19 protein-coding genes and 1 pseudogene are annotated in these 20705 nt (G+C 62.2%); 17 read left to right on the forward strand and 3 right to left on the reverse strand.

The features are described from left to right. The first annotated feature begins 119 nt into the window (after positions 1 to 119). The 10 genes from FHW96_RS25035 to FHW96_RS26890 all read left to right on the forward strand — a co-directional run bounded on the left by FHW96_RS25035 (position 120) and on the right by FHW96_RS26890 (position 10185). A complete protein-coding gene (locus tag FHW96_RS25035) occupies positions 120 to 2426 on the forward strand; it encodes an AAA family ATPase (protein WP_371815813.1) in 2307 nt (768 codons plus the stop codon). Between the two features lie 12 nt (positions 2427 to 2438). Continuing rightward, a complete protein-coding gene (locus tag FHW96_RS25040; protein ID WP_172343286.1) occupies positions 2439 to 3020 on the forward strand; it encodes a restriction endonuclease in 582 nt (193 codons plus the stop codon). Between the two features lie 44 nt (positions 3021 to 3064). Continuing rightward, a complete protein-coding gene (locus FHW96_RS25045; RefSeq protein WP_172343287.1) occupies positions 3065 to 3523 on the forward strand; it encodes a lytic transglycosylase domain-containing protein in 459 nt (152 codons plus the stop codon). Between the two features lie 194 nt (positions 3524 to 3717). Continuing rightward, a complete protein-coding gene (locus FHW96_RS25050) occupies positions 3718 to 4764 on the forward strand; it encodes an AraC family transcriptional regulator (RefSeq protein ID WP_253951251.1) in 1047 nt (348 codons plus the stop codon). A gap of 107 nt (positions 4765 to 4871) precedes the next feature. Next, positions 4872 to 5384: a hydroxyquinol 1,2-dioxygenase gene (locus tag FHW96_RS25055; RefSeq protein ID WP_172343288.1), complete on the forward strand. Its 513-nt coding sequence runs from the start codon at positions 4872 to 4874 to the stop codon at positions 5382 to 5384. Positions 5385 to 5407: 23 nt separating this feature from the next. After that, entirely contained in the window at positions 5408 to 6430 is a 1023-nt protein-coding gene (locus FHW96_RS25060) for a hydroxyquinol 1,2-dioxygenase (protein ID WP_172343289.1), read from the forward strand. A 4-nt stretch (positions 6431 to 6434) separates the two neighbouring features. Further along, a complete protein-coding gene (locus FHW96_RS25065) occupies positions 6435 to 7907 on the forward strand; it encodes an aldehyde dehydrogenase family protein (protein ID WP_172343290.1) in 1473 nt (490 codons plus the stop codon). Next, a complete protein-coding gene (locus FHW96_RS25070) occupies positions 7908 to 8984 on the forward strand; it encodes a maleylacetate reductase (protein WP_253951252.1) in 1077 nt (358 codons plus the stop codon). Beyond that, positions 8981 to 9799, forward strand: a complete 819-nt coding sequence (locus FHW96_RS25075; RefSeq protein WP_172343291.1) for a dioxygenase — start codon at positions 8981 to 8983, stop codon at positions 9797 to 9799. Before FHW96_RS25070 ends, FHW96_RS25075 begins: the two co-directional genes overlap by 4 nt. Positions 9800 to 9804: 5 nt before the next feature. After that, positions 9805 to 10185: a Rieske (2Fe-2S) protein gene (locus FHW96_RS26890; protein ID WP_172343292.1), complete on the forward strand. Its 381-nt coding sequence runs from the start codon at positions 9805 to 9807 to the stop codon at positions 10183 to 10185. 67 nt (positions 10186 to 10252) lie between these two features. On the opposite strand, the gene FHW96_RS25085 is transcribed toward FHW96_RS26890, so the two are convergent. Continuing rightward, positions 10253 to 12649 (reverse strand): TonB-dependent receptor, encoded by a 2397-nt coding sequence (locus tag FHW96_RS25085; protein WP_172343293.1) that lies wholly within the window; start codon positions 12647 to 12649, stop codon positions 10253 to 10255. A gap of 322 nt (positions 12650 to 12971) precedes the next feature. Between FHW96_RS25085 and FHW96_RS25090 the strand changes: the two genes are divergently transcribed. Then, on the forward strand, positions 12972 to 14306 hold the full coding sequence (locus FHW96_RS25090; protein WP_172343294.1) for an amidohydrolase family protein: 1335 nt from the start codon (positions 12972 to 12974) through the stop codon (positions 14304 to 14306). Positions 14307 to 14326: 20 nt separating this feature from the next. Here the strand turns inward: FHW96_RS25090 and FHW96_RS25095 are convergent, their stop codons facing one another. Next, positions 14327 to 15019 (reverse strand): TetR/AcrR family transcriptional regulator, encoded by a 693-nt coding sequence (locus tag FHW96_RS25095; protein ID WP_172343295.1) that lies wholly within the window; start codon positions 15017 to 15019, stop codon positions 14327 to 14329. Between the two features lie 120 nt (positions 15020 to 15139). On the opposite strand from FHW96_RS25095, the gene FHW96_RS25100 reads away from it, so the two are divergent. From FHW96_RS25100 to FHW96_RS25125, 6 genes are read left to right on the forward strand one after another with little or no spacing between them, the layout of a single operon-like run. Beyond that, positions 15140 to 16288, forward strand: a complete 1149-nt coding sequence (locus FHW96_RS25100) for a S9 family peptidase (protein WP_172343296.1) — start codon at positions 15140 to 15142, stop codon at positions 16286 to 16288. Then, entirely contained in the window at positions 16285 to 16596 is a 312-nt protein-coding gene (locus tag FHW96_RS25105; protein WP_172343297.1) for a hypothetical protein, read from the forward strand. The genes FHW96_RS25100 and FHW96_RS25105 overlap by 4 nt, the downstream gene beginning before the upstream one ends. After that, entirely contained in the window at positions 16589 to 17410 is an 822-nt protein-coding gene (locus FHW96_RS25110) for a 2,3-dihydroxyphenylpropionate 1,2-dioxygenase (RefSeq protein WP_172343298.1), read from the forward strand. Before FHW96_RS25105 ends, FHW96_RS25110 begins: the two co-directional genes overlap by 8 nt. Continuing rightward, on the forward strand, positions 17407 to 18219 hold the full coding sequence (locus FHW96_RS25115) for an alpha/beta fold hydrolase (RefSeq protein ID WP_172343299.1): 813 nt from the start codon (positions 17407 to 17409) through the stop codon (positions 18217 to 18219). The genes FHW96_RS25110 and FHW96_RS25115 overlap by 4 nt, the downstream gene beginning before the upstream one ends. Next, positions 18216 to 19334: an FAD-dependent oxidoreductase gene (locus tag FHW96_RS25120; RefSeq protein WP_172343300.1), complete on the forward strand. Its 1119-nt coding sequence runs from the start codon at positions 18216 to 18218 to the stop codon at positions 19332 to 19334. The genes FHW96_RS25115 and FHW96_RS25120 overlap by 4 nt, the downstream gene beginning before the upstream one ends. Before the next feature lie 11 nt (positions 19335 to 19345). Further along, positions 19346 to 20008, forward strand: coding sequence for an arylsulfatase (locus FHW96_RS25125; protein ID WP_172343301.1), 663 nt, complete (start codon positions 19346 to 19348; stop codon positions 20006 to 20008). A gap of 64 nt (positions 20009 to 20072) precedes the next feature. On the opposite strand, the pseudogene FHW96_RS26895 reads toward FHW96_RS25125, so the two are convergent. Then, positions 20073 to 20198 (reverse strand): annotated as a pseudogene (locus FHW96_RS26895) (IS3 family transposase); the annotation flags it as partial. Between the last annotated feature and the right edge of the window lie 507 nt (positions 20199 to 20705).

Consider the following 20705-nt stretch of genomic DNA (forward strand, 5'->3'; position numbering starts at 1 on the left):
GGGGCTTCATCTGCATTCCTTCGTCATTACGACGAAGCCCCAATCCTCCTTAAATCACAACATCAAATCTGTGCCATGGGTGCTGACGGGGGACAATCGACACCGATCCCCGCTCCGGCCTGTTCGAGATACGCGGCGTGCCGGGAGAACTGATCGAGCAATTCTCGCGGCGAGCCGAAGCGATCGAGGACCATGCGCGCGAACATGGTCTGGTGGGCCAGAAGGCGCAGCGCGCATCCTTCTATGCCACTCGCAAGGCCAAGGTGAAGGTTGGCGAGCAGGAGCTTACCGCGCAGTGGCATCAGCGAGCAGAGGAGCGGCTCAAAACCCTTCTAGACATGGCTGCAACAAGCCAAAAGCTTGAAGGACAACATGTACCGCCCACCCAGCGGGAAGCGTCCCGGGCGGCTCTGTTCGGCCTGAGGCAATTGGAAATCACCGAGGCGGTCAACAATCTGGGCGATATTCTGCGGACTGGTCTTGCCGCCCATGTCGGTGAAGTTCGGCTTGATGATATCCGTCCCCGGGTCGAAGAGCATGAGGTGATGCGCAAGCTGCTGCCCACCCATGAGCAGACCGGTGACAGGGTTTTGACGCGTGGGCGCACCACCCACAAATCCTGGCGGCAGGAACTGGCGCTTACCCAGCATATTGCGCTCGGGCTTGATGATGCCCGCCCGATTGCATCGAGCGATCGTTTGCTGGCTGTCCTCGAAGGAACCAATCTTAATGGGCAGCAGCAACGCGCCCTTGTCGAGACGGCGCTGACGCGGGATCGCATCACTGGCATTCACGGGGTTGCTGGTTCCGGCAAATCGACGCTGGTGAGGGCGCTGGGGGAGGCGGCCGAACCGGGGACTACCCTGATCGCACTGGCCCCGACATCTTCGGCCGCTGCTGAACTGGGCGCGAAGGCGAATATCCAGTTCCACACCGTTGCGAGCTTTGTCGCGCGTGGCGGGCAGGGAATCACCGACCGTCATGTTCTGGTGCTCGATGAGGCAGGGCAATTGGGGAACCGTCAGGCGCGGCGGTTACTGGACATCAGCCGGGCCACAGGGGCGCGACTGCTCCTGTTGGGGGATGAGAAGCAGACAGGCGCGATCGAGCAGGGCAAGCCTTTCTGGCTGATGCGTCGTTTGGGGCTGCCGACGGTTGAATTGACCGAGGCCGTTCGACAGGAAACCAAGTCGATCAAAGCCGCTGTTACGCAGGCACGGGCGGGGAATTTTGCCGAGGCATTGGCCAAGCTCGACAGCGTCAGCACCATCGCGGACAATGAGAAAATGGCCGAGCAAGTCGTGAACGCATGGATCAGGCTCAAGCCGGATTCGCGAACTGGCACCAATATCCTCGTCCTCGACAATGCAACGCGGCTGATCGTCAACAGTAAGATCCGTGAGGCGCTCAGAAACGAGAGCGGACTGGCCGCTGAGGACAGTCGGCTTTCCATCCTCTCACCGGCGGGAATGACCGATATAGAGAAGCATATGGCTCGCTTCTATCGGGCAGGGCAGGTGCTTCGCTTTGATCGCGAGATTGCGGGTCTGGGTGTCGCCCGGCATGCCGACTACCGCGTGGTGGGATTGGGTAGGGAGGCCAATGGCCGTCAGATTGTGCGTCTGGTTGACGAAAATGGCAGCACGATACGCTGGGATCCGCAGACTGCCCGGGCCCGACACATCAATGTGTTCAACCCTGAAAATCGCGATCTGGCGGAAGGAGATCGTATCCAATGGCGCCTCGTCAATCGTGAGCTCGATCTTCGCAATGCCGAGCGAGGAACGGTGGAAAGACTGGATGGGGCGCTGGCGACCATTCGCTGGGATCGGGATAGCCGCGTCCAGCAGGTGGACTTGTCCGAGCATAAGACCTGGGACCACGGTTATGCCGAAACCGTGTATTCAGCGCAGTCCAAGACCTATCCCCGTGTCTTCGTTTTGGCGCCAGTTGAGTCACCCTTGGTCAACGCGCAGAATTTTTACACGGCCATCACCCGAGCCCAGTTCGGGGCAAGGCTTTGGACAAACAACGTCGAGGCGCTGGTCAGTAAACTCGAGCGCCAGTCGGGCGAGAAGACATCTTCATCGGAAGGGCTGGGGCGAATGAAGGCTGATCGTATTGATGCCTTTTCGCGCCGCCAAGGAACGCATCTGGCGCATTTGAAGGCCGAGCTGGAGCGCATGCGGGCAGAGCGGCGTGACCGCGCACTGGCACGGCAACTCGATCGCCGTGAGCGCCCGCCCCGCAGCGCGGGTGAACATCTGGCCGAAGGCGCGCGCAGCGTCGCGCAGGTGCTTGACCGATTTCTTGAAGGCATCCTTGATCGTGCTCGTGTGGGTCGCGATACAACGGCTGCACAGCTATCCCGGTCTAGGACGCCGCCAGCTCCTCAACCCGAACCCACCCGAGGTCCCGAACGATAAGGATACGATTCCATGCTATTGGGAATTTCAGCATTCTTATTTGGGCTGCTGGCTTTTGCATTCTCACGTTGGGTGCCTTTGCGCCATCGCTGGCGGCGGCGGCGGCGGCGGCAGGCGAGGGTGATTGCCGGGCAGTTGAGGGGGGCTGATCGGCTCCAGCCGCCGCAATTTCGGTATGCCCGGTTAAGAGCCATGGACCCTCTCGCCTTCGAGGAACTCCTGATGGAGAGCCTCGAACGGTGCGGGTACAAGGTGACCCGAAACCATCGTTCTGCCGGCGGCGAAGGGGTTGATGGAGAGGTTGTGATCGACGGCAGCGTCTGGCTCATTCAGGCGAAGCGCTATGCCGATACGATGCAACCAGAGCATGTCGCGGCTTTCGAAAACCTGTGTCGCGTCAATGGGCACCGGGGTCTGTTCATTCACACCGGGCGAACCTGCCCTCAAAGTCGCGCCGTCATTACCGATGGCAGCGTGGTCCAGATCATTGCAGGCAGGGCGCTTCTCGCTCTGCTCACCGACGGATCGCTGCCGATGCTTGCTCCGCCGATCAATCAGGTCCTGCCGGAGAAAACACCCGGGAGGCTGTTATGATGCGTAGAGTTAGGCCTGCCCTTTGTGCAGTCATGTGCAGTCTGATGATCCTTCCGCCATCTGCGCAGGCGAAAGCAAAAGACCCTGATGAAGAACGCCTTATCGGCTCGTGTATCCATCAGGCATCCCTCGGCCAGCCCTGGCTCGAAAAGACCCTTTGGGGGTTGCGTGATCAGGAGGCCGGTTGGATTGGCGCCGAGGTCGCCAATACCAATGGCTCGTATGACCTTGGTCCATTGCAGATCAACACCTGGTGGGCAGTGCGCATTGCCAAGCTGATCGGACGCCCTGAAGCTCATGTTCGTCATTGGTTGCGCTTTGATCCCTGTTTCAATGCCGAGGCGGCGCGCTGGGTGTTTCTGACCGCTTTGCGATCGACCGGGAATTACTGGAAGGCGGTGGGCGCCTATCATAGTCCAACGACATGGCGGCAACGGAACTATGTAGGGTCAGTGGCCGGGCACCTGAGCAGTAGATTTGGAAAAGCCGTGTTCGGGCTGTGAGCGATTCGCATCGGTACGACACGGGTCCGGCAATGACCGTGGTTGGGGACGAACCGGTTTGTCTCCTCTGAGTTGTGGATTGTGCCTAGCTGACCTTCATTCATCTCCATCGGTGGAGCCTGAAAGCGTCTTCCATGTTGTGGTAATCGGAATGGTTTTAATGAGCCTCCGGAAAACCAGGGACGGTGCAAAACATGGAAATTGGACATTTGTACGAATCATGTGTACTGTCTCTCAGCCACCGACAGAATGGCGCAAGGCAACGCTGTTGCAGCGGCCTTGCAAAAGGCAAAGATCGGGTGCGGGAGAACGACATGGCAAACAGCAACCTGGGTTGGCTGGAGGAAAGGGCTTGCGTCCCTCTGACGGCAGACTGCACGCACGGTATTCTGCAGCGGCATCCACACAAGATCTACAGTTCAAGCGACCGTTTGGGCTGGCGGAACCTCTATGTCTCTCACCAGCGCGAACAGCCCTATAGCGACAGCTTTGCCGCCAACCGCTTTCATCTGCTGGTGTTTCATCTGGACGGACCGATCAAGATTGAGCGCGAACTGGATGGGCGGCGCGATCAGGCCAGAGTGCTGCCCGGCGGCATATTCTACCTGCCTGCGGCCCGCGATTTCAGCGTGGCGGTGCATTCTTCGCTTGAAACGCTGCATATTTACCTCGACCACGATCTGGTGCGGGCGGCCGCGGGTGAACTGTGCGCGGGCGATCCTGATACCATTGAATTCATCCCGCGCATGGGGCGCATGGACAGCTCGCTCGAAAGCCTTGGGCGCATGATCCACAACATGCTGCAGGATGGCCAGAGCGACTTCTTTTCAGACGGCGCCGCCCGCATGTTGGCTGCGCAATTGGTGCGCGAGCATTCCACTGGCAATCACCGGGCCGTCACCGCTGTTGGCGGCTTGAGTGCAAAGCAGTTGATGGCGGTGCAGGATCTGATCCAAGACCGCATGGAAGAGAGCATCTGCGTTGAGGAACTGGCCACGGCCGCTGCGCTCAGCCCCATCCACTTTGCCCGCCAGTTTAAGAAATCCACGGGCCAGGCGCCGCACCAATATCTGATCGAGGCGCGGATCAAGCGGGCAATGCACCTATTGCAATCCGACCTCTCATTGGCTGAAATCGCCTATCGCTGCGGATTTACGCATCAGGAACACATGACCCGTCTGTTCGGGCGCAAGCTGGGCATGACCCCGGGCGCCTATCGCAAGGAACTGCGTGGAAGCTGATCTCTCGCTGTGATCGTGCTGAAACATGGTGGGTTCGTGCAGGAAGGATAGGGCCATCGGGGCTCATATCACTCGCCAGCGCTGGAATGCGCGCAAGGGAGAGTGGCATGACTGCAATGGTCACCAATTTTGGTTCGTTGAACGATTTCTGCAAAGGTGGCGTTGAAATCATCAATGATGATCCGAAGAATTATGTGTTTTCCAATGTGTTCGACGTCGCCAGCAAGTCGGCCGGCTATGAGCGCGTCGCTGTGGGGCAGAACTTCGAATATGTCATCGAGGCCGCGCGTGCCGAGGGCACATCGCCGTGGTTCGGCTGCGCGCATGATGAATTCGTGTTGTGCATGGATGGCCAGATCGAGGTCCATCTCGTCAAGCTCGCATCGCCTGCCGATGTGATCCCCGAAGGGTCAGAAGGCGCCGTGCCGATCCCCGACGATCGGGTTGCCGGCAAGCCGATGGGCCGGGTGGTGCTGGGCCGTGGCCACATGGCGATGCTGCCTTTTGGTGCGGCCTATCGGTTCGAAGCGGCCAGCCCTGGCGTGATCCTGTTCCAGACCATCGCGGGTGCCGTCACCGTGATGAAATGGGCCGATATTTGCCAAACTGACGCGGTCTGATCTGCCTTTAGGAGCTTGTAACAATGGCAATGAGCAATGATCTGCTGGAGCAGGCCGCTTCGGGCAATGCCAGCACCGACACCGAAGTTTTGGCCATCAACAACGAAACCGGCTATCGCGGTTTTCGCGCTGGCGGCTTTACGTTCGTGCGTGATGAATATTTCGCCCGCCTCAGTTGGCCCGGCGGCACCCATATCATGCCGATCGACGTGTTTTTGCGTGCCTTGATGCGCGACGTGGCTTGGGGCTTCTTCTACGGCGTGGTCAATTTTGACTCCGTGTTCGGCACCATCAACCATTACGGCGAAGTGACGATGTTTGCGGGCCGCTTCAACGATTCCTATCGCGATGCGGGCCGCGATCATGAAGAGCGTTTCCGCTCCGACGCGCTGATGGCCACGTTCAAGGGCATGCTGGAGGATTGGACCAATGGCGGCTTTGACCCCTTTGCCGCTCCGATGGAAACGGGCGCGCCTTGGGGCCGCAAATCAGGCAGCAACACGCAGGCCATCGAACGCGAGCGTGTCACCGCCCGCCGCATGGTCGGCCTGCCGGGCGATACGCCACGCCGCACCGATGACAATGGTTTCCCAGTCAACCGCCAGTTTGCCGATGTGCCGCAGGATGAGCCCCTCGTCGAAGCGCGCCCCGGCTTTGAGGGCGAGGTCAGCGCCTTCAACCTGTTCGCCTACCTGTCGCGCTCGGATGTCACGTGGAATCCCAGCGTCTGCTCGGTGGTGGGCGACAGCCTGTTCTGCCCGACGTCGGAAGAATTCATCCTGCCGGTCGAGCATGGCAACGACCGCTGCGAATGGTTCCTGCAATTGTCCGACGAAATCACGTGGGATGTGAAAGACAAGGAAACGGGCCGCCCGCGCGCCCGCGTGCTGGCTCGCGCAGGCGACATTTGCTGTATGCCCGCCGACATCCGCCATCAGGGCTATTCGACCAAGCGTTCGATGCTGTTGGTGTGGGAAAACGGCTCGCCCAAGATTCCGCAGATGATCGCCGACGGCACCGCGCCCGTCGTTGCCGTGAAGTTCTAAAGGAATGGCTATGCTGGAAGGCGTACAGACCAAGCTTCTGATTGGTGGCGCTTGGGTTGATGGGCAGGCAGGGGCGACCATTCTGGTCGAAAACCCCTATGATGGCTCCATCCTCGCCCATGTGGCCGAAGCGCGCGAGGCCGATGTGGATCTTGCCGTGGAGGCGGCAACGGCGGCTTTTCCCGCATGGCGGGCGATGGCGGCGCATGATCGTGGCCGCCTGCTGCTCAAACTGGCCGACCGGATCGAGGCGGACACGCAGAATCTTGCCCGCCTCGAAGCGATGGACACCGGCCACCCCATCCGCGATTGCCTCGCGCTGGATGTGCCGCGCACGGTGCTGTGCTTCCGCTATTTCGGCGGCATGGCTGACAAGATGGAAGGCTCAGTCGTTCCCGTGGACGCGGGTTTCCTCAATTATGTCGAGCGAGAGCCGATCGGCGTGGTGGGGGCGATCGTGCCGTGGAATTTCCCGCTGATGTTCACCAGCTGGAAGTTGGGCCCGGCCTTGGCCGCGGGGAACACCGTGGTTATCAAGCCATCGGAAATCACCCCGCTGTCGACGCTGCGCATTGGCGAGTTGGCTCAGGAGGTGGGCTTTCCCCCCGGTGTGCTGAACATCGTCACCGGCTATGGCCATACTGCGGGCCAGCGCATCGCAGAACATCCCGGCATCGGCAAGGTGGCCTTTACCGGCTCCACCAACACCGGGCGCCGGATTGTCGAAGCCTCGGCGGGCAACCTCAAGAAGGTGCAGCTGGAGCTGGGCGGCAAGGGGCCGAACATCGTCTTTCCCGATGCCGATTTGGCCGCGGCGGTGGGCGGGGCGGCTTTCGCCATCTTCCACAATCAGGGGCAGGCCTGCATCGCAGGGTCGCGCCTCATGCTGCATGAGGACATCGCCGAGGCCTTCCTCGAGCGTTTTGTCGCGCTGGCCAAGTCGGTTCGCCTGGGCGATCCGCTGGACCCCAACACCGAGATGGGGCCGCTGACATCGCGGCTGCATCAACAGCGGGTGCTCGATTTCGTAGGCGTGGCCCGCGATGAAGGCGGCGAGGTTCTGTGCGGTGGCGACACGCTGGCGGGTGATGCGGGATGTTTCGTGCAACCCACCATCGTGCGTGCCCAGCCCCACCACCGCGTGGCGCAGGAAGAGGTCTTTGGCCCCTTCGTCACTGTGCTCACCTTCCGCGACGATGAGGAAGCCTTGTCGATTGCCAATGGCACAGCCTATGGGCTTGGCGCGGGCCTGTGGACGCGGGATATTACGCGCGCCCACCGTTTCGCCCGCCAGGTTCATGCGGGTATGGTGTGGATCAATTGCTATAAGCGGGTGCATCCCGGCTCGCCCTTTGGCGGGGTGGGGCAATCGGGCTATGGCCGCGAAATGGGCTTTGAGGCGATGCGCGAATATACCCAGCCCAAGTCGGTGTGGGTCAATGTCGATGCCGCCTTGCCGCCCTTTTACAGGCGATAAATGATGCAGCCTTTCGTTCACGAGACCGCCGCGTGCCACGTTCGCTTTGGCCATGGCTCGTTGGCCGCGCTGCCCGACGTGCTTGCGGGCATGAACTGCCAACGCGGCGTGCTGATCACCACACCGCGTCAGGGCAGCGCGCTGAATGGGCTGGGCCATGGGGCTGAGGGCAGGGCGGTGGTGGGCAGTATCCCGCTGGCCCGGATGCACACGCCGGTTGACGTGACCGAAGAGGCGCTGGTTGAGGTCCGTGCTTTTGGCGCGGATTGTCTGGTCGCGCTGGGGGGAGGGTCGGCTATCGGGTTGGGCAAGGCGCTGGCGCTGCGCACTGGCCTGCCGCAGATCGCGATCCCCACCACCTATGCCGGGTCTGAAATGACCCCCGTGTTGGGCCAGACCGAGAACGGGCGCAAGACCACGTTGCGCAACCCCATCGTTCAGCCCAAAGCGGTGATCTATGATGTTGATCTGACGCTGAGTATGCCCGCAGACGTCTCTGCCGCCAGCGGGATGAACGCGATGGCCCATGCGGTGGAGGGGCTCTATGCCCGCAATGCCAACCCGCTGGTTCGCCTGATGGCGCAGGATGCGGTGCGGGCCATGGCCGCAGCGCTGCCCGCGATCGTCGCTGATGGACAGGACAGGGAGGCGCGGGCGCAGGCGCTTTATGCCGCATGGCTATGCGGGATTGTGCTGGCCAGTGCTGGCATGGCGATCCATCACAAGCTGTGCCACACGCTGGGCGGCACCTTTGGCCTGCCCCATGCGCAGACCCATGCGGTGGTCCTGCCCCATGCGCTTGCCTATAATGCGTCCCATGTGCCGGAGGCGATGGATGCTTTGGCCTGCGCATTGAACACGGATGATCCCGTGGCGGCGCTGCACGGGCTGTTGCGCGGCTTGCCCATTCCGCAATCGCTTGGCGCGCTGGGTATGCCCCATGATGGCGTGGCGCGCGCTACCGCTCTGGCGCTTGAGGATGCCTATTGGAACCCGCGTCCTCTGGAGGAAGCGCCCTTGCGCGCCCTGTTGGAGCAGGCATGGCAGGGGCCGGGCGCAGTAGGGGCATCGGCATGAGCGGGGCCTCGCTGGAAGATCAGGTGGCGAGCAGCCTTGCCGCCTGTCCCAACCCTCGATTGGCCCATGTCATCACCCGCATGGTCAGCCATTTGCATCAGGCCATCCGCGAGGTGCAGTTGACCCAAGAGGAATGGGAGGAAGGCATCCGCTTTCTGACCGATACCGGCAAGAAGTGCGACGCAAGCCGACAGGAGTTCATCCTGCTTTCGGATGTGCTGGGCGCCTCGATGCTGGTGGACCAGATCAACCATTCCGGGGATGATGGAAGCACGCAAACCACCGTGTTCGGCCCGTTCTATGATGGGCTGCAGCGCGTGATCCCGCATGGCGGCACCATCCTGTTGCGGCCTGAACCTGGCGTTGACCCGCTGATGGTGCAAGGCAAGATCCTCGATACGGCGGGGCAACCCATCCGCAACGCATTGATCGAGGTGTGGCAGACCGCGCCCAACGGCCTCTACGACGTGCAGGATCCACAGCAGCCCCGTGGCCATTTGCGCGCATCGCTGAACAGTCGTGACGATGGCAGCTATGCCTTCGAGACGGTTATGCCGGTGTGTTACCCGATCCCGATGGATGGGCCGGTGGGGGGCTTGCTGCGCGCTTTGGGGCGTTCGCCATGGCGCCCGGCCCATATCCATTTCATGATCACGGCGCCCGGCCACCGGCGGCTGGTGACGCATCTGTTCCTTGCCGATGATCCGCATCTGCAAAGCGATGCCGTATTTGGCGTGAAGGACGCCTTGATCCGCAATGCCGACATGCAAAGCGATGGCAAGAGGCTGATGCTGGCCGATTTTTATTTGGGCTGACCGGCGTGGTCGCACCATGGCAAGTGCGCCCCAATGCGCCCGCCCCCGGTACATTTCTGATGACATGGGAAGAATTGACCGCACCGGCTGACAATCCGGTGCGGCTTTTGTCATTCGGCAAGGGGCGGATGGCCTTTTCGATGATTCTGCTGGTTACGGCGGCCGGTCCGCGTGCCTATGTGAACCTGTGCCCCCATTACACGATGCCGCTCGATGCGGGGACGGGCCTGTTTTTGAGCGCGGATGGTGATATCCAGTGCCGCCAGCATTTCGCCCTGTTTGCCCCCGCCGATGGCCGTTGCTTTGCCGGGGCGTGTCCAGGGGCCTCGCTGGATGCCATCCCATTGCAGGTGGATGGGCGAGGCAACATTCACATCGCAGATTGAAGCGCCCATAAAAAAACGGGCCTGTCCGCGAAGGACAGGCCCGGTAGGTTGCCATGCTTTCAACAGATCAGAACTTGCCCGAAGCGCGCAGGCCAAACAGGCGGGGAGCACCCGGCGAACCGGCCAGAATGCCAGCGTTGCCGTTATAGATGATGTCACCCCATGGGCGCTGATCGCCGATGTTGTTCACAAAGGCCGAGAGCGACCATGCCTCACTCTTGGGCATGAAGGCCAGCGAGGCCGAGCCGGACCAATAACCCAACTGCCGTTCGGCATCGAGCAGTTCGAAGCCGACGTAGGTGGAGGACTGATAGCGCGCCGTACCATCGAACACGACCTTGTAGCCACCCACCGGCACCGTGTGGCGCAGGCCAAAGTTCATCGTCCAACGTGGAGCGCGCAAGGCCTGAAGGCCAGAGCAATCGACCGTGGAAACCGCCCCTGCCATCACCTTGCAACGGGTGGGCGGCGGGGTCGGGGTAGTATAGCTGAACTGGGTGTATTCCGCATCGAGGTACTGAATGTTGGCCGACAGCAGCGTGCGGGGCGAGGCGGCAAACTGGACCTCGATCTCGCCGCCGAAGTTGCGCGAATTGCCGATGTTTTCGGTAAAGAAGGCCGAGGAGCCGGTCGAATCCACGCCAAGGTGGGCGACCTGTTGGTCCTTGTAGCGCCAGTAGAAGACTTCGGCGTTCAGTTGCAGGCGGTTGTCCATAAACCGGTTTTTGAACCCAATCGTGAAGGCCGAGATGGTTTCGGGGCGGTAGAGCTGCTTGCTCTTGTCAGCCGCGAACGAGAAGCCGCCGCCGCGATAGCCGGTTTCAAACGAGGCATAGAGCAGCGAGCGCGGCCCTGCGTCATATTCCACGCCAAGGCGATAGGTCAGCTTGCTGTTGGACTGGACCGCATTGATGGGCGCAACATTACGACCCACAATGTTGCCGGGCGCGGTGGGCGAGACATAGATCGAGCCAAAGGCCGGAACCGGGCTGGGCAGCGGGCCGATCAGACCCATGTTGGTGGCCATGTCGGCCACAGAGCGGCCATAGCCAAGCAGCAGCCCATTGGTGCAGGCAGGCGCGAGGCAGACATCGACCAGCAGGTCACCGGCGCCATTGATGGTCTTGCGATCATCGGTATAGCGCAGGCCGCCGGTAAAACGCAGTTGGTCGGAAACCGCCACGGTTGCCCGGCCAAACACTGCCGCCGAACGGGTCGACAGATCGCCCGTCAGGAAATTCGCCAGCGCTTGCTGAAGGAAGCCGTCGCGGATGGTCGAGTTTTCCTTGTAGTAATAGCCGCCCAACAGATAGCGGAACATGCCGGTGTTGGGCGAGGCGAAGCGCAATTCGACGCTGGTCTGTTTGGTGTCTTCGTTGAAATCGCTGATGAAGGAGGTGACGCCATTGCGAGCATTGACCTGCGCACGGCGATAGGCGGGCACAAAGGTCAGCGTGCCGGCGTCGGTGGTCCAGTTGATGTCGGCGTTCACACCCCAGAACGTGCTGTCCTGATAGGATGAGGGGCTGAGCGGGCCGAGGTTGCGCTTGACCTGAAAATTATACTGCCCGGTCAAGATGGCCTGGGCACGCGGGTCAAACAGGCCGACATCGCGCCCCAACGGCGAAGGCGAGAGGGCGCGCGTAAACGGGTCAATGGTGGCCACCAGCGCTGCGCCGCCGCCTTTGCCGCCTGCATGGTAATAGTCGGCGCCGATCTTGACGCTCAGGCTGGCGGCAGGCTTGACCAGCAGTTGGATGCGGCCGCCCTTGCCATCCTCGTCATTCGCGCCGTCGCTGAGATAGCCATTGTGTTTGGCGTAAATGCCCGAAACGCGCAGCGCTGCTGAATTTGACAGGCTCAGATTGACGGCGCCCTGCAGGTTGACCGTGCCATAATTGCCGACAGTCACCGATGCATTGCCGCCGGTTTCGCCGATCACAGGCTTGGCGGGCAGGATGTTGATGGCGCCGCCGGTGGCGTTGCGGCCATACAGCGTGCCTTGCGGGCCTTTCAGCACCTCAACGCGTTCGACATCATAAAAGACGCCAGTGGTGGCGCTGGGGCGGCCCACGTAAACGCCATCGTAGTTGAAGGCGATGGCCGGGTCGCTGAAGGCGTTGACGGCAAAGGTGCCCACGCCGCGCAGGTAGAACAGGTTGGTGGCGCCGCTGGTGCTGACTTGCAGGGCGGGAACCAGCGCGGTCAACTGGCTGGATTGTGTGACATTGGCGCGCAGCAGACTGTCTGCCCCCAACACACTGACCGCCACAGCCGCGCGCTGCAGGTTTTCCGAACGGCGCTGTGCGGTGACGACGATATCGGCAATGCCGGTGGAGGTGTTTCCTGCCGCTGGCGTACCGGGGTCTGCTGGCGTTGATGCTGCCTGCTGGGCATGGGCACGCTGCGCTTGGCCAGCCAGCACCAAAGCAAGGGTTGCTGTCAATGTGTGTATGATTTTCATGATTCTCTCTCCCGGCCAGATCATGCTGGCTGATTCCCGGTTTTTGGGCCCGTGTTTTGCGGATTCGGGCTTCTGCCGGTTGGCTAGCGGCGACGCGCGTGGTCCGCCTGCACAGGTGCAACATATCGCTGCATGAAAACTCACACGCCGTTTGTAGCTGCTGCGTAAAAATTCTTGCCGCAGCGCAGCGTCAACCGGGGGAAGTTCCATATCATGCAGCGACTTGTTTGGCTTTGTGCAGGACGGCCAACGCTGACTGGTCGAACAAGTGAGCCGATGCCGATGCCTTTGGATGGCGATAAGGGCAAGGTAGGAGTGGCTTGTGACGAACAATGGCGTCCAGACGATTGAGCGAGGGAAATTTGTGCTGCGCGGCGGGCGCGTGCTGGCCATGGATGGCGTGGCAGATGTGCCCCCCTGTCGCGACGTTCTGGTCGAGGATGGTATGATTGCTGCCATCGGCACGGATCTGCCCGCGCCTGGTGCCGAAGTGGTGGATGCGCGCGACATGATCGTGATGCCCGGCTTCGTCGAAGTGCACTGGCACATGTGGAACAGCCTGTGGCGTGGCTTGTCGCATGATGCGCCGGGCTACTTTGCGTTGCACCGTTTGGCGCGCGTTTACAGCACCGAGGAACACTATGTTGCGCTGCGTTATGCCGCGACCGAGGCGATCAACGCGGGGGTCACCACCTGCCACAACTGGGCCAACGCCCTGCGCGATGAGGACGATGCCATTGCCCAGGCGCAGGCGCTGGCCGACAGCGGCATTCGGGCGCGCTTTGGTTATGGCCGCCTGTCAGGCCCCGCGCTGACCGAGGCGGATTTCGTCCGGATGCAGGCCTGGCTGGATGCCCATGGCGACGGGCTGATCGACCTTGGCGTGGTGTGCCATGATGCGGGTAACCTTCGCTCCGAAGTGATGGCGGCGCGGGCGATGGGGCTCAAGACCATCGCGCCACATGCCGATCTTGCCGGCGCGCTGGACCTGCTGGGGCCGGATTTCATTTTCACCCATGGACCGGGCACACCGCCCGCTTTCATGCAATTGCTGGCCGCGCGCGGGGTGAAAATTGGCCTGTGTCCCACCACGGACCCGCTCATCGGCGCAGGGTTGCCGCCTTTGCTACAGTTCCTCGACAATGGCGTGGCGCTTCACGATATCGGCCTGAGTGTCGACGTCACTTGCCAGACCTGCGTCGATCCGTTTTCGGCCATGCGCACGGTCATGAATTCTGCGCGGATCGCCAAAAAGGCGGGGGCCAGCTTTAGCGAGATCATTTTTAGGCCCGGTGATCCCAATGATCCGACCAACGGGCTGATGATGCCGCAAACCATGCTGGAGATGGCCACGGCCAATGGCGCGCGCGTGCTGGGGCTGGATGCCATCACGGGCATGCTGGAGCCGGGCAAACGGGCTGACCTGATCATGGTACGGACCGATGATATCAACATGCTGCCCGTGGCCGAGACGGATGCTGCATTCCAATTGGTGCAGCATGGTCAGCCTGCCAACGTCGATTCCGTGATGGTCGATGGCCGGTTCCTGAAGCGGGGCGGCCAGTTACAAGGTGTCGATGTCAAGCGCATCATGCAGGACGCCGCGCGCGCTCACCGCAACATTCTGGCCCGCGGCAAGGCCGCTGCGGGTGCGTGACGGGGGGCGGCGTGATGCGATCAATCGCGACCATCCTGTTCGAACGCGGCCAATGCCCGGATGCCACCCGCCAGAAAACTTATGAGGAAGGGGTAGTTTTCGCGCAATGCGCTGCCGACCAGCCTGCCGCCCGAAAGGTTGTCGATCAAGCCTGCCGGGCTGAAAAAGCCGAACATCGCCGCCAGCAATTGCGTGTAAGCGCGCACCGCGCCATCGGGCGACAGGCCGGGGACGCTGGCTTCGATCAGGCCAATGAAGCGCCGACTGGGGTCGCCAAACAGGGCTTCGACCAGATCGCTGCGGCGCGGGTCTTGCGCAATGTCGGCCAGAATGCGGGCATAGCTGCGCCAGCCCGGCTCGCCCGCCTCAATCCGCTCGACGATAGGGTTGAGGAAAGCATCGAGCAATTGCTCCAACGTGGGGGCAGCGTGGGCAGCCAGTTGTTGCGCGCGATGACTGTGCAGGATGGCGGCTCGGCGCGAGACGACGGTGTGAAACAGCTCTTCCTTCGTTTTGAAGTGATAGCTGATCGTGCCCAGTTTCTGCCCCGCCATGGCCGCCACATCGCGCAATGGTACGCCATCAAACCCATGCGCCGCAAACGACCATTCTGCGGCGTCAAGAATCGCCTGACGTGTCGCCTCGGCTTTCGTGGCGCTGGGTTTGGCGCGGCGTTTCGCGGTGTCGGTGGGGGATTGTTCTTCGCCGATCATACCTTGTCGTGGCGCGAAGATGCTGCCGCGACAAGCTGAAATCTCAGCAATGCTGCAGATCACCTTTCACATCTCAGGGTGCTCATTCGTTCCGGCCCCTCGTCCTTGAAGGAAAAACTTATGACTGAACCCGTAGCACCGCCCGCTGATCGCCCCCGCACGCTGGAAGAGGCAAAGGCGTGGATGATCGATCGCACCGGTCGCCAGAACCACCCGATGAACAACCTTTCGCTTGAGGACACCGCGCCCGTGGTGGAGGCGCTGACCGGGCTGGATGGCGAAAGCTGGGTCGCGGCATGGCGCCCGGCTGGCGAGGCTGCATGGCAGTTGGCGGTGACCGCCGAGGAAGCCGGAGATCTGGTCGAGGCGCGCCGTCAGTATCTTCGCGCGCATGGCTACTTCTTCCTTGGGCGTTTCCCTTGCCCCAATCACCCCGCCAAGCTGGAATGTGCCCAGCGCGAGCGTGAGGCTTATCTGAAGGCCGGCGCCCTCTTTGACGCCCCGGTTCAGCGCATCACCGTGCCCTTTGGGGGCCAAGAGGGCGAGGGTGACGAGGTGGTGTTCCTCTATCGCCGCCCGGCCGGGGTTGAGCGCCCGCCGGTGATCGTGATGTGGGGCGGCGTTGATGCCTGGAAAGAGCAGATGACCGCCGCCTGCAATCTGGCGCTAGCCAAGGGGTTTGCCACCATCGCGCTGGACGGGCCGGGCACGGGTGAATCGCCCCTGCGCGGTGTGCCGGGGGCCGAGCGGCAATTCCTGCCGGTGTTTGACTGGCTGGATAGGCAGGATGATCTGGCGCCGGGCAAGCCGGGCTGTCTTGGCCGCTCGTTCGGCGGCTATTGGGCCACGCGCCTGGCCTATCTGCATCAGGATCGCATCGCGGCGGCGGTTAATTGGGGCGGCGGCGCGCATTACATGTTCCAGCGCGACTGGATCTTGCGCTCGCGCCATCCTGAAAGCTACCTGATGGAGCTGGTTGAAACCCGCATGAGGATGCTGGGGGCGGCCACCGAGGAGGAATACGCCCAGTTCTTCGAGCGGCTCTCGCTGTTGAACGAAGGGCTGCTGGACGGTCCAAACGCGCCACTTCTGTTGGTGAACGGGCGTGAGGACCAGCAATGCCCGGTGGCCGACATCGACCTGTTGCTGGATCACGGCCAGCCCAAGGCGGTACGCATGTTCCCCGGCGGCCATATGGGGCCGACCCCTCAGACCTTGCCCACCATCATCGACTGGCTTTGCGCCACCGTGCGGGAGGCCCAGCCATGAGCCAGAGCAACTGGGTGCAATGGATGCCCACGCCAGAGGCGCATCGCATCAACCGCATCCTCTACAAGGTCCAGCACGACCGGGCCGAGGAGGCACGCTGCTTTGCCGACCCGCTGTCCTATTTTGCGGCTGATCCGGGGCTGGGGGGCGAGGCGCATGACGCGCTGGCCCGCACTGACATCGGCAAACTCTATCGACTGGGCGCCAATCCCTATCTGTTGCGCGCCTACTGCCTGCAATTGCGGATCCCCGAAGGCGACTATCTGGCCGCCCTTCGCGAGGCCGGAAAGGACGACAACCATGGCTGAAGTTGCGGGCATTTACGCCGTGAGCCACACGCCGGTGATGACCAACCTGCCGGGCAATCCGCCTGAAGCGGTGTCAGCCGAGATCTATCGTGTTTTTGAGCAGATTGGCCGCGAAATTGCGCAGATCAACCCCGATGTCATGCTGCTGATCTCGGACGACCATCTGCACAATTTCTTCCTCGACAACATGCCCGCCTTTTGCCTTGGCACGGGCGAAAGCCACCCCAGCCCCATCGAAGGCTGGCTGAAAGTGCCGCAGCGCGACATTCCCGGCGATCCGGCTTTTGGCGCGCATGTGCTTGAGTCCCTGTTTGCCAATGACTTCGAGATTTCCTTCTCGATGGAACTGACGCTGGACCACGGCATGGTGACCCCGCTGGAATTGATGGGGATCAGCGGCCAGTTTCCCTGCGTTCCGCTTCAGGTCAATTGTGTTCAGCCGCCCTTGCCGCGCATGGCGCGTTGCATTGCCATCGGTCAGGCTGTGCGCCGCGCGATCGAAAGCTACGATGCGGGCAAGCGCGTGGTTGTGTTGGCCACCGGCGGGCTCAGCCATGATGTGGGCACGCCGCGCATGGGCATGGTGAACGAGGCTTTCGACCGGCGCTTCCTCGACCTGTTGGCGCAAGGCACGGCTGAACCACTGGCGACCTACGCTCAGCACCACGTGCACGAAGCGGGCAACGGCGCAGAGGAAATCCGCAACTGGCTGGTGGCCCATGGTATCGCCGGGTGCAGCGGCTTTGACCTCTACCATTATACGCAGGTCAGCGATTGGTACACGGGCATCGGCCTTGGGCGGTGGCGGCCATGACGCAAGCCTTGCTTCACGCGCATATCACAGGTGACCCGCAGGCAACGCCGGTGGTTCTGTTGCACGCCATCGCCACCCATGGCGGGATGTGGCAGGCGCAGATTGCGCCGCTGGCCGATCACGCCCATGTCATCGCCATCGACCTGCCGGGGCATGGCCTCAGCGGATTGCTTGAGGGGCAGCCCGGCATTGCCGATTATGCCGATGCGGTGGTGGCGACGCTGGATGCGCTGGGGATCGGCAAGGCGATGTTCGTGGGCCTGTCCTTTGGCAGCATGATCGCGCAGAGCCTTGGCGCGCGCCATGGCGAACGCGTGCTGGGTCTGATCCTGTCGAATGGTGTGCATTGCACGCCGCCCGCCTTGGCCGAACTGTGGCAACAGCGGGTCGCCGACGCACAGCACACTGGCATGGATGCCCAAGTACCCGCTACGTTGGCGCGCTGGTTCACTCCGGCCTTTGCCGATCAGCATCCGGCGACCATCGGGGCCATCGGCCAGATGGTCGCCAGCACATCGCTGGAAGGCTATTGCGCGGCGGCCAGCGCCATTGCGCAAATGGACCACCGCGACGTGCTGGGCCAGATCACGGCGTCAACATTGGTTGTGGCAGGCGCGCAGGACGATGCCGCCCCGGCCCAAGCGGTGATGGCAATAGCGAATGCCATCGCGGGGGCGCAGTTCAGGCTGCTGCCCGGAGCGCATCTCGTCAACATCGAACATGGCGATAGTTACACGGCCATGATCCTGGAATTCATGCAAGGGTTGGGGGCTGAGGCTGCCCGAACGTCAGAAGGAAAATCTGCATGACGCGTGCATTAATCGTGGGCGGGGGGATCGGCGGAATGTCCTGCGCGATCACCCTGCGTGGACTGGGGGTCGAGGTCGATTTAATCGACCTCGACCCCCAATGGCGGGTCTATGGCGCGGGCATCACAATCACGCGGCCATCGTGGCGGGCCTTCCGCCGCTTGGGCGTGCTCGATGAACTGATGGAGGTCGGCTTTGGCGGCGATGGCATTCAGATCTGCAATGCGCAGGGCGAGCATATCGGGCGCGTTGACGATCCCGATATGCAAGGCGAGGATCTGCCCGGCAGCGGCGGGATCATGCGGCCCGAACTGCATCGCGTCTTGTCTTCTCGGGTGTTGAGTTTGGGGGCCAATGTCCGGCTCGGCTTGACCGTCAACGCGCTGCAGACGGTGGGCGATGCGGTCAACGCCAGATTATCGGATGGCACGGCCGACACCTATGATCTGGTGATTGGCGCCGATGGGCTGTTCTCAGGCGTGCGCAAGCTGATCCTGCCGGATGCTCCTGCGCCGACCTATACCGGCCAGAGCATCTGGCGCCTGTTTGCCCCCCGGCCCGCCAACATCGACCGGCGCCACTTCTTCCTTGGCGGCAAGCACAAGGTTGGCCTCAGCCCTGTTTCGAGCACGCATCTTTATCTGTTCCTGCCGGAAACCACACCGCGCCGGGGCATCATCCCAGATCGGGAACTGCATCTCCATCTGCGTGAGCTTTTGCAAGGCTATGCCGGCCCGCTGGTCGAATTGCGTGAAGGGCTGAGTGAAAGCTCGCCCATCGTGTTGCGCCCGCTGGAGGCATTTCTGATGCCCCCGCCGTGGCACAACGGGCGGGTGTTGCTGGTGGGCGATGCGGCGCATCCCACCACGCCGCATCTGGCATCAGGCGCGGGCATGGCGGTGGAAGACGCCATCGTGCTGGGCGAGGAGCTTGCCGCAGCCCAGCACGATGTTCCGGCCGCCTTTGCCGCTTTTACCCGGCGCCGCTGGGACCGGTGCCGCGCAGTGGTCGAAAACTCGATCGAGATTGGCCGGCGTGAACAGGCCGGGCGGCCTGCCGCCGAGCAAACCGAGTTGATCGCAAAGACGCTGGCCTTGATGGCAAAACCGCTGTGACCGGCCCAGCCATGAGCGAAAAGCCACCCAGAATTGCGCTGGTCCATGCGCTGGAACTCTCGATGGCGCCGATCAACGCGGCGTTCGATCGGCTGTGGCCAGAAGCGGTGCGGATGAACCTGCTGGACGACAGCCTGTCACGCGATCTCGCGGCGGCAGGCACGCTGGACGACGCGATGATCGAGCGGTTCATCCGGTTGGGCCGCTATGCCTGGCAAGAGGGGGGAGCAGATTGTCTGCTTTTCACCTGCTCGGCATTTGGGGCGGCGATTGATGCAGTTGCCGCTGAACTGCCTGTGCCGGTCTTCAAGCCCAACAGCGCGATGATCGATCAGGCCGTGGCAGCGGCAAATGGCAGGCCTATCGCCCTGCTGGCAAGTTTTGCGCCCACGCTGGCGTCCATGCCGCCTGAATTTCCCGCAGGCACGGACTTGCGGCCAATCCATGTGGCAGGCGCGCTGGCAGCCGCACAGGCGGGGCGAGGGGATGAGCATGATACGCTGGTAGCGCAGGCAGCGGCGCAATCTGTGGCCGATGGCTGCGGCGTGATCGCGCTCGCCCAATTCAGCCTTGCCCGCGCGCGTGCTCTGGTGGCCGATCGTGTGCCGGGTGTGGCTGTTCTGGTCACGCCGGATTGCGCGGTGGAGGCTGTGCGCAAGCGGCTCGGCGGATGAAAGTGTGAGGTGGTCGCGCCTTCCTGGAAAGCTTTGCGGCAAAATTAAGCTCAAACCGATGTCGTCATGCCACGAGTTTGGTCATCAGATCATGGGGGGCATGCCTCCCATGATCTGATGTGCCGATGTGACCATATGCCTCTGCTGGTGTTCTACCGGCAAGCGCGGAATGGGGCCGATGGTGGTTATACAACGCGGCGACACAACGCCCACGGGAGCGAGATCCGGGAAGTTTTCTATCGGTGGCACCCTTGGAAGGGGCTAAAGGTTCACGTGCATCAGGTCGTGGAGCGAGGCGGCTCGATCGCATTCCGCTGCAGCCTCACAGCGTCACCGCCTGAGCGCTGGCGCGATATACCGGCATGGATGTTTGACCGCGCAGTTTGCACCCTGATGCGCGTTGAGGCTACCCCATGCGTGGATATCGGCGCGTTGAACGCCCTATCCAAGCTCTTGCAGGTGGCCCAGGGAGTTTCGACTTCGCCGGTTTCGAGCGCAGCATTGAGCCCTCACGACTCGCATTCGGGAGTTCTTGATGGCACGCAAACCGATGACAGTGCAGCTCGATCTGTTCTCCAATCCAAGCGCCTCCGGGGTCGCACAGGCCCCGCAATGGCAATCCCTCCCACCGCGGACACGCCAGGCATTGACGCCGCTGATCGTGCGCCTGCTTCTCGAGCATATCAACGGCGCGCCC

The organism is Novosphingobium sp. SG751A, from assembly GCF_013149295.1.
Classification (GTDB): Bacteria; Pseudomonadota; Alphaproteobacteria; order Sphingomonadales; family Sphingomonadaceae; genus Novosphingobium.

Coding starts and splice junctions, on each gene's coding strand:
- FHW96_RS25045 (WP_172343287.1), top strand. CDS start 3,065: ATGATCCTTCCGCCATCTGCGCAGGCGAAAGCAAAAGACCCTGATGAA.
- FHW96_RS25040 (WP_172343286.1), top strand. CDS start 2,439: ATGCTATTGGGAATTTCAGCATTCTTATTTGGGCTGCTGGCTTTTGCA.
- FHW96_RS25070 (WP_253951252.1), top strand. CDS start 7,908: ATGATGCAGCCTTTCGTTCACGAGACCGCCGCGTGCCACGTTCGCTTT.
- FHW96_RS25100 (WP_172343296.1), top strand. CDS start 15,140: ATGACTGAACCCGTAGCACCGCCCGCTGATCGCCCCCGCACGCTGGAA.
- FHW96_RS25085 (WP_172343293.1), bottom strand. CDS start 12,649: ATGAAAATCATACACACATTGACAGCAACCCTTGCTTTGGTGCTGGCT.
- FHW96_RS25115 (WP_172343299.1), top strand. CDS start 17,407: ATGACGCAAGCCTTGCTTCACGCGCATATCACAGGTGACCCGCAGGCA.
- FHW96_RS25055 (WP_172343288.1), top strand. CDS start 4,872: ATGACTGCAATGGTCACCAATTTTGGTTCGTTGAACGATTTCTGCAAA.
- FHW96_RS25060 (WP_172343289.1), top strand. CDS start 5,408: ATGGCAATGAGCAATGATCTGCTGGAGCAGGCCGCTTCGGGCAATGCC.
- FHW96_RS25050 (WP_253951251.1), top strand. CDS start 3,718: ATGGAAATTGGACATTTGTACGAATCATGTGTACTGTCTCTCAGCCAC.
- FHW96_RS25075 (WP_172343291.1), top strand. CDS start 8,981: ATGAGCGGGGCCTCGCTGGAAGATCAGGTGGCGAGCAGCCTTGCCGCC.
- FHW96_RS25065 (WP_172343290.1), top strand. CDS start 6,435: ATGGCTATGCTGGAAGGCGTACAGACCAAGCTTCTGATTGGTGGCGCT.
- FHW96_RS25110 (WP_172343298.1), top strand. CDS start 16,589: ATGGCTGAAGTTGCGGGCATTTACGCCGTGAGCCACACGCCGGTGATG.
- FHW96_RS25105 (WP_172343297.1), top strand. CDS start 16,285: ATGAGCCAGAGCAACTGGGTGCAATGGATGCCCACGCCAGAGGCGCAT.
- FHW96_RS25125 (WP_172343301.1), top strand. CDS start 19,346: ATGAGCGAAAAGCCACCCAGAATTGCGCTGGTCCATGCGCTGGAACTC.
- FHW96_RS25095 (WP_172343295.1), bottom strand. CDS start 15,019: ATGATCGGCGAAGAACAATCCCCCACCGACACCGCGAAACGCCGCGCC.
- FHW96_RS25120 (WP_172343300.1), top strand. CDS start 18,216: ATGACGCGTGCATTAATCGTGGGCGGGGGGATCGGCGGAATGTCCTGC.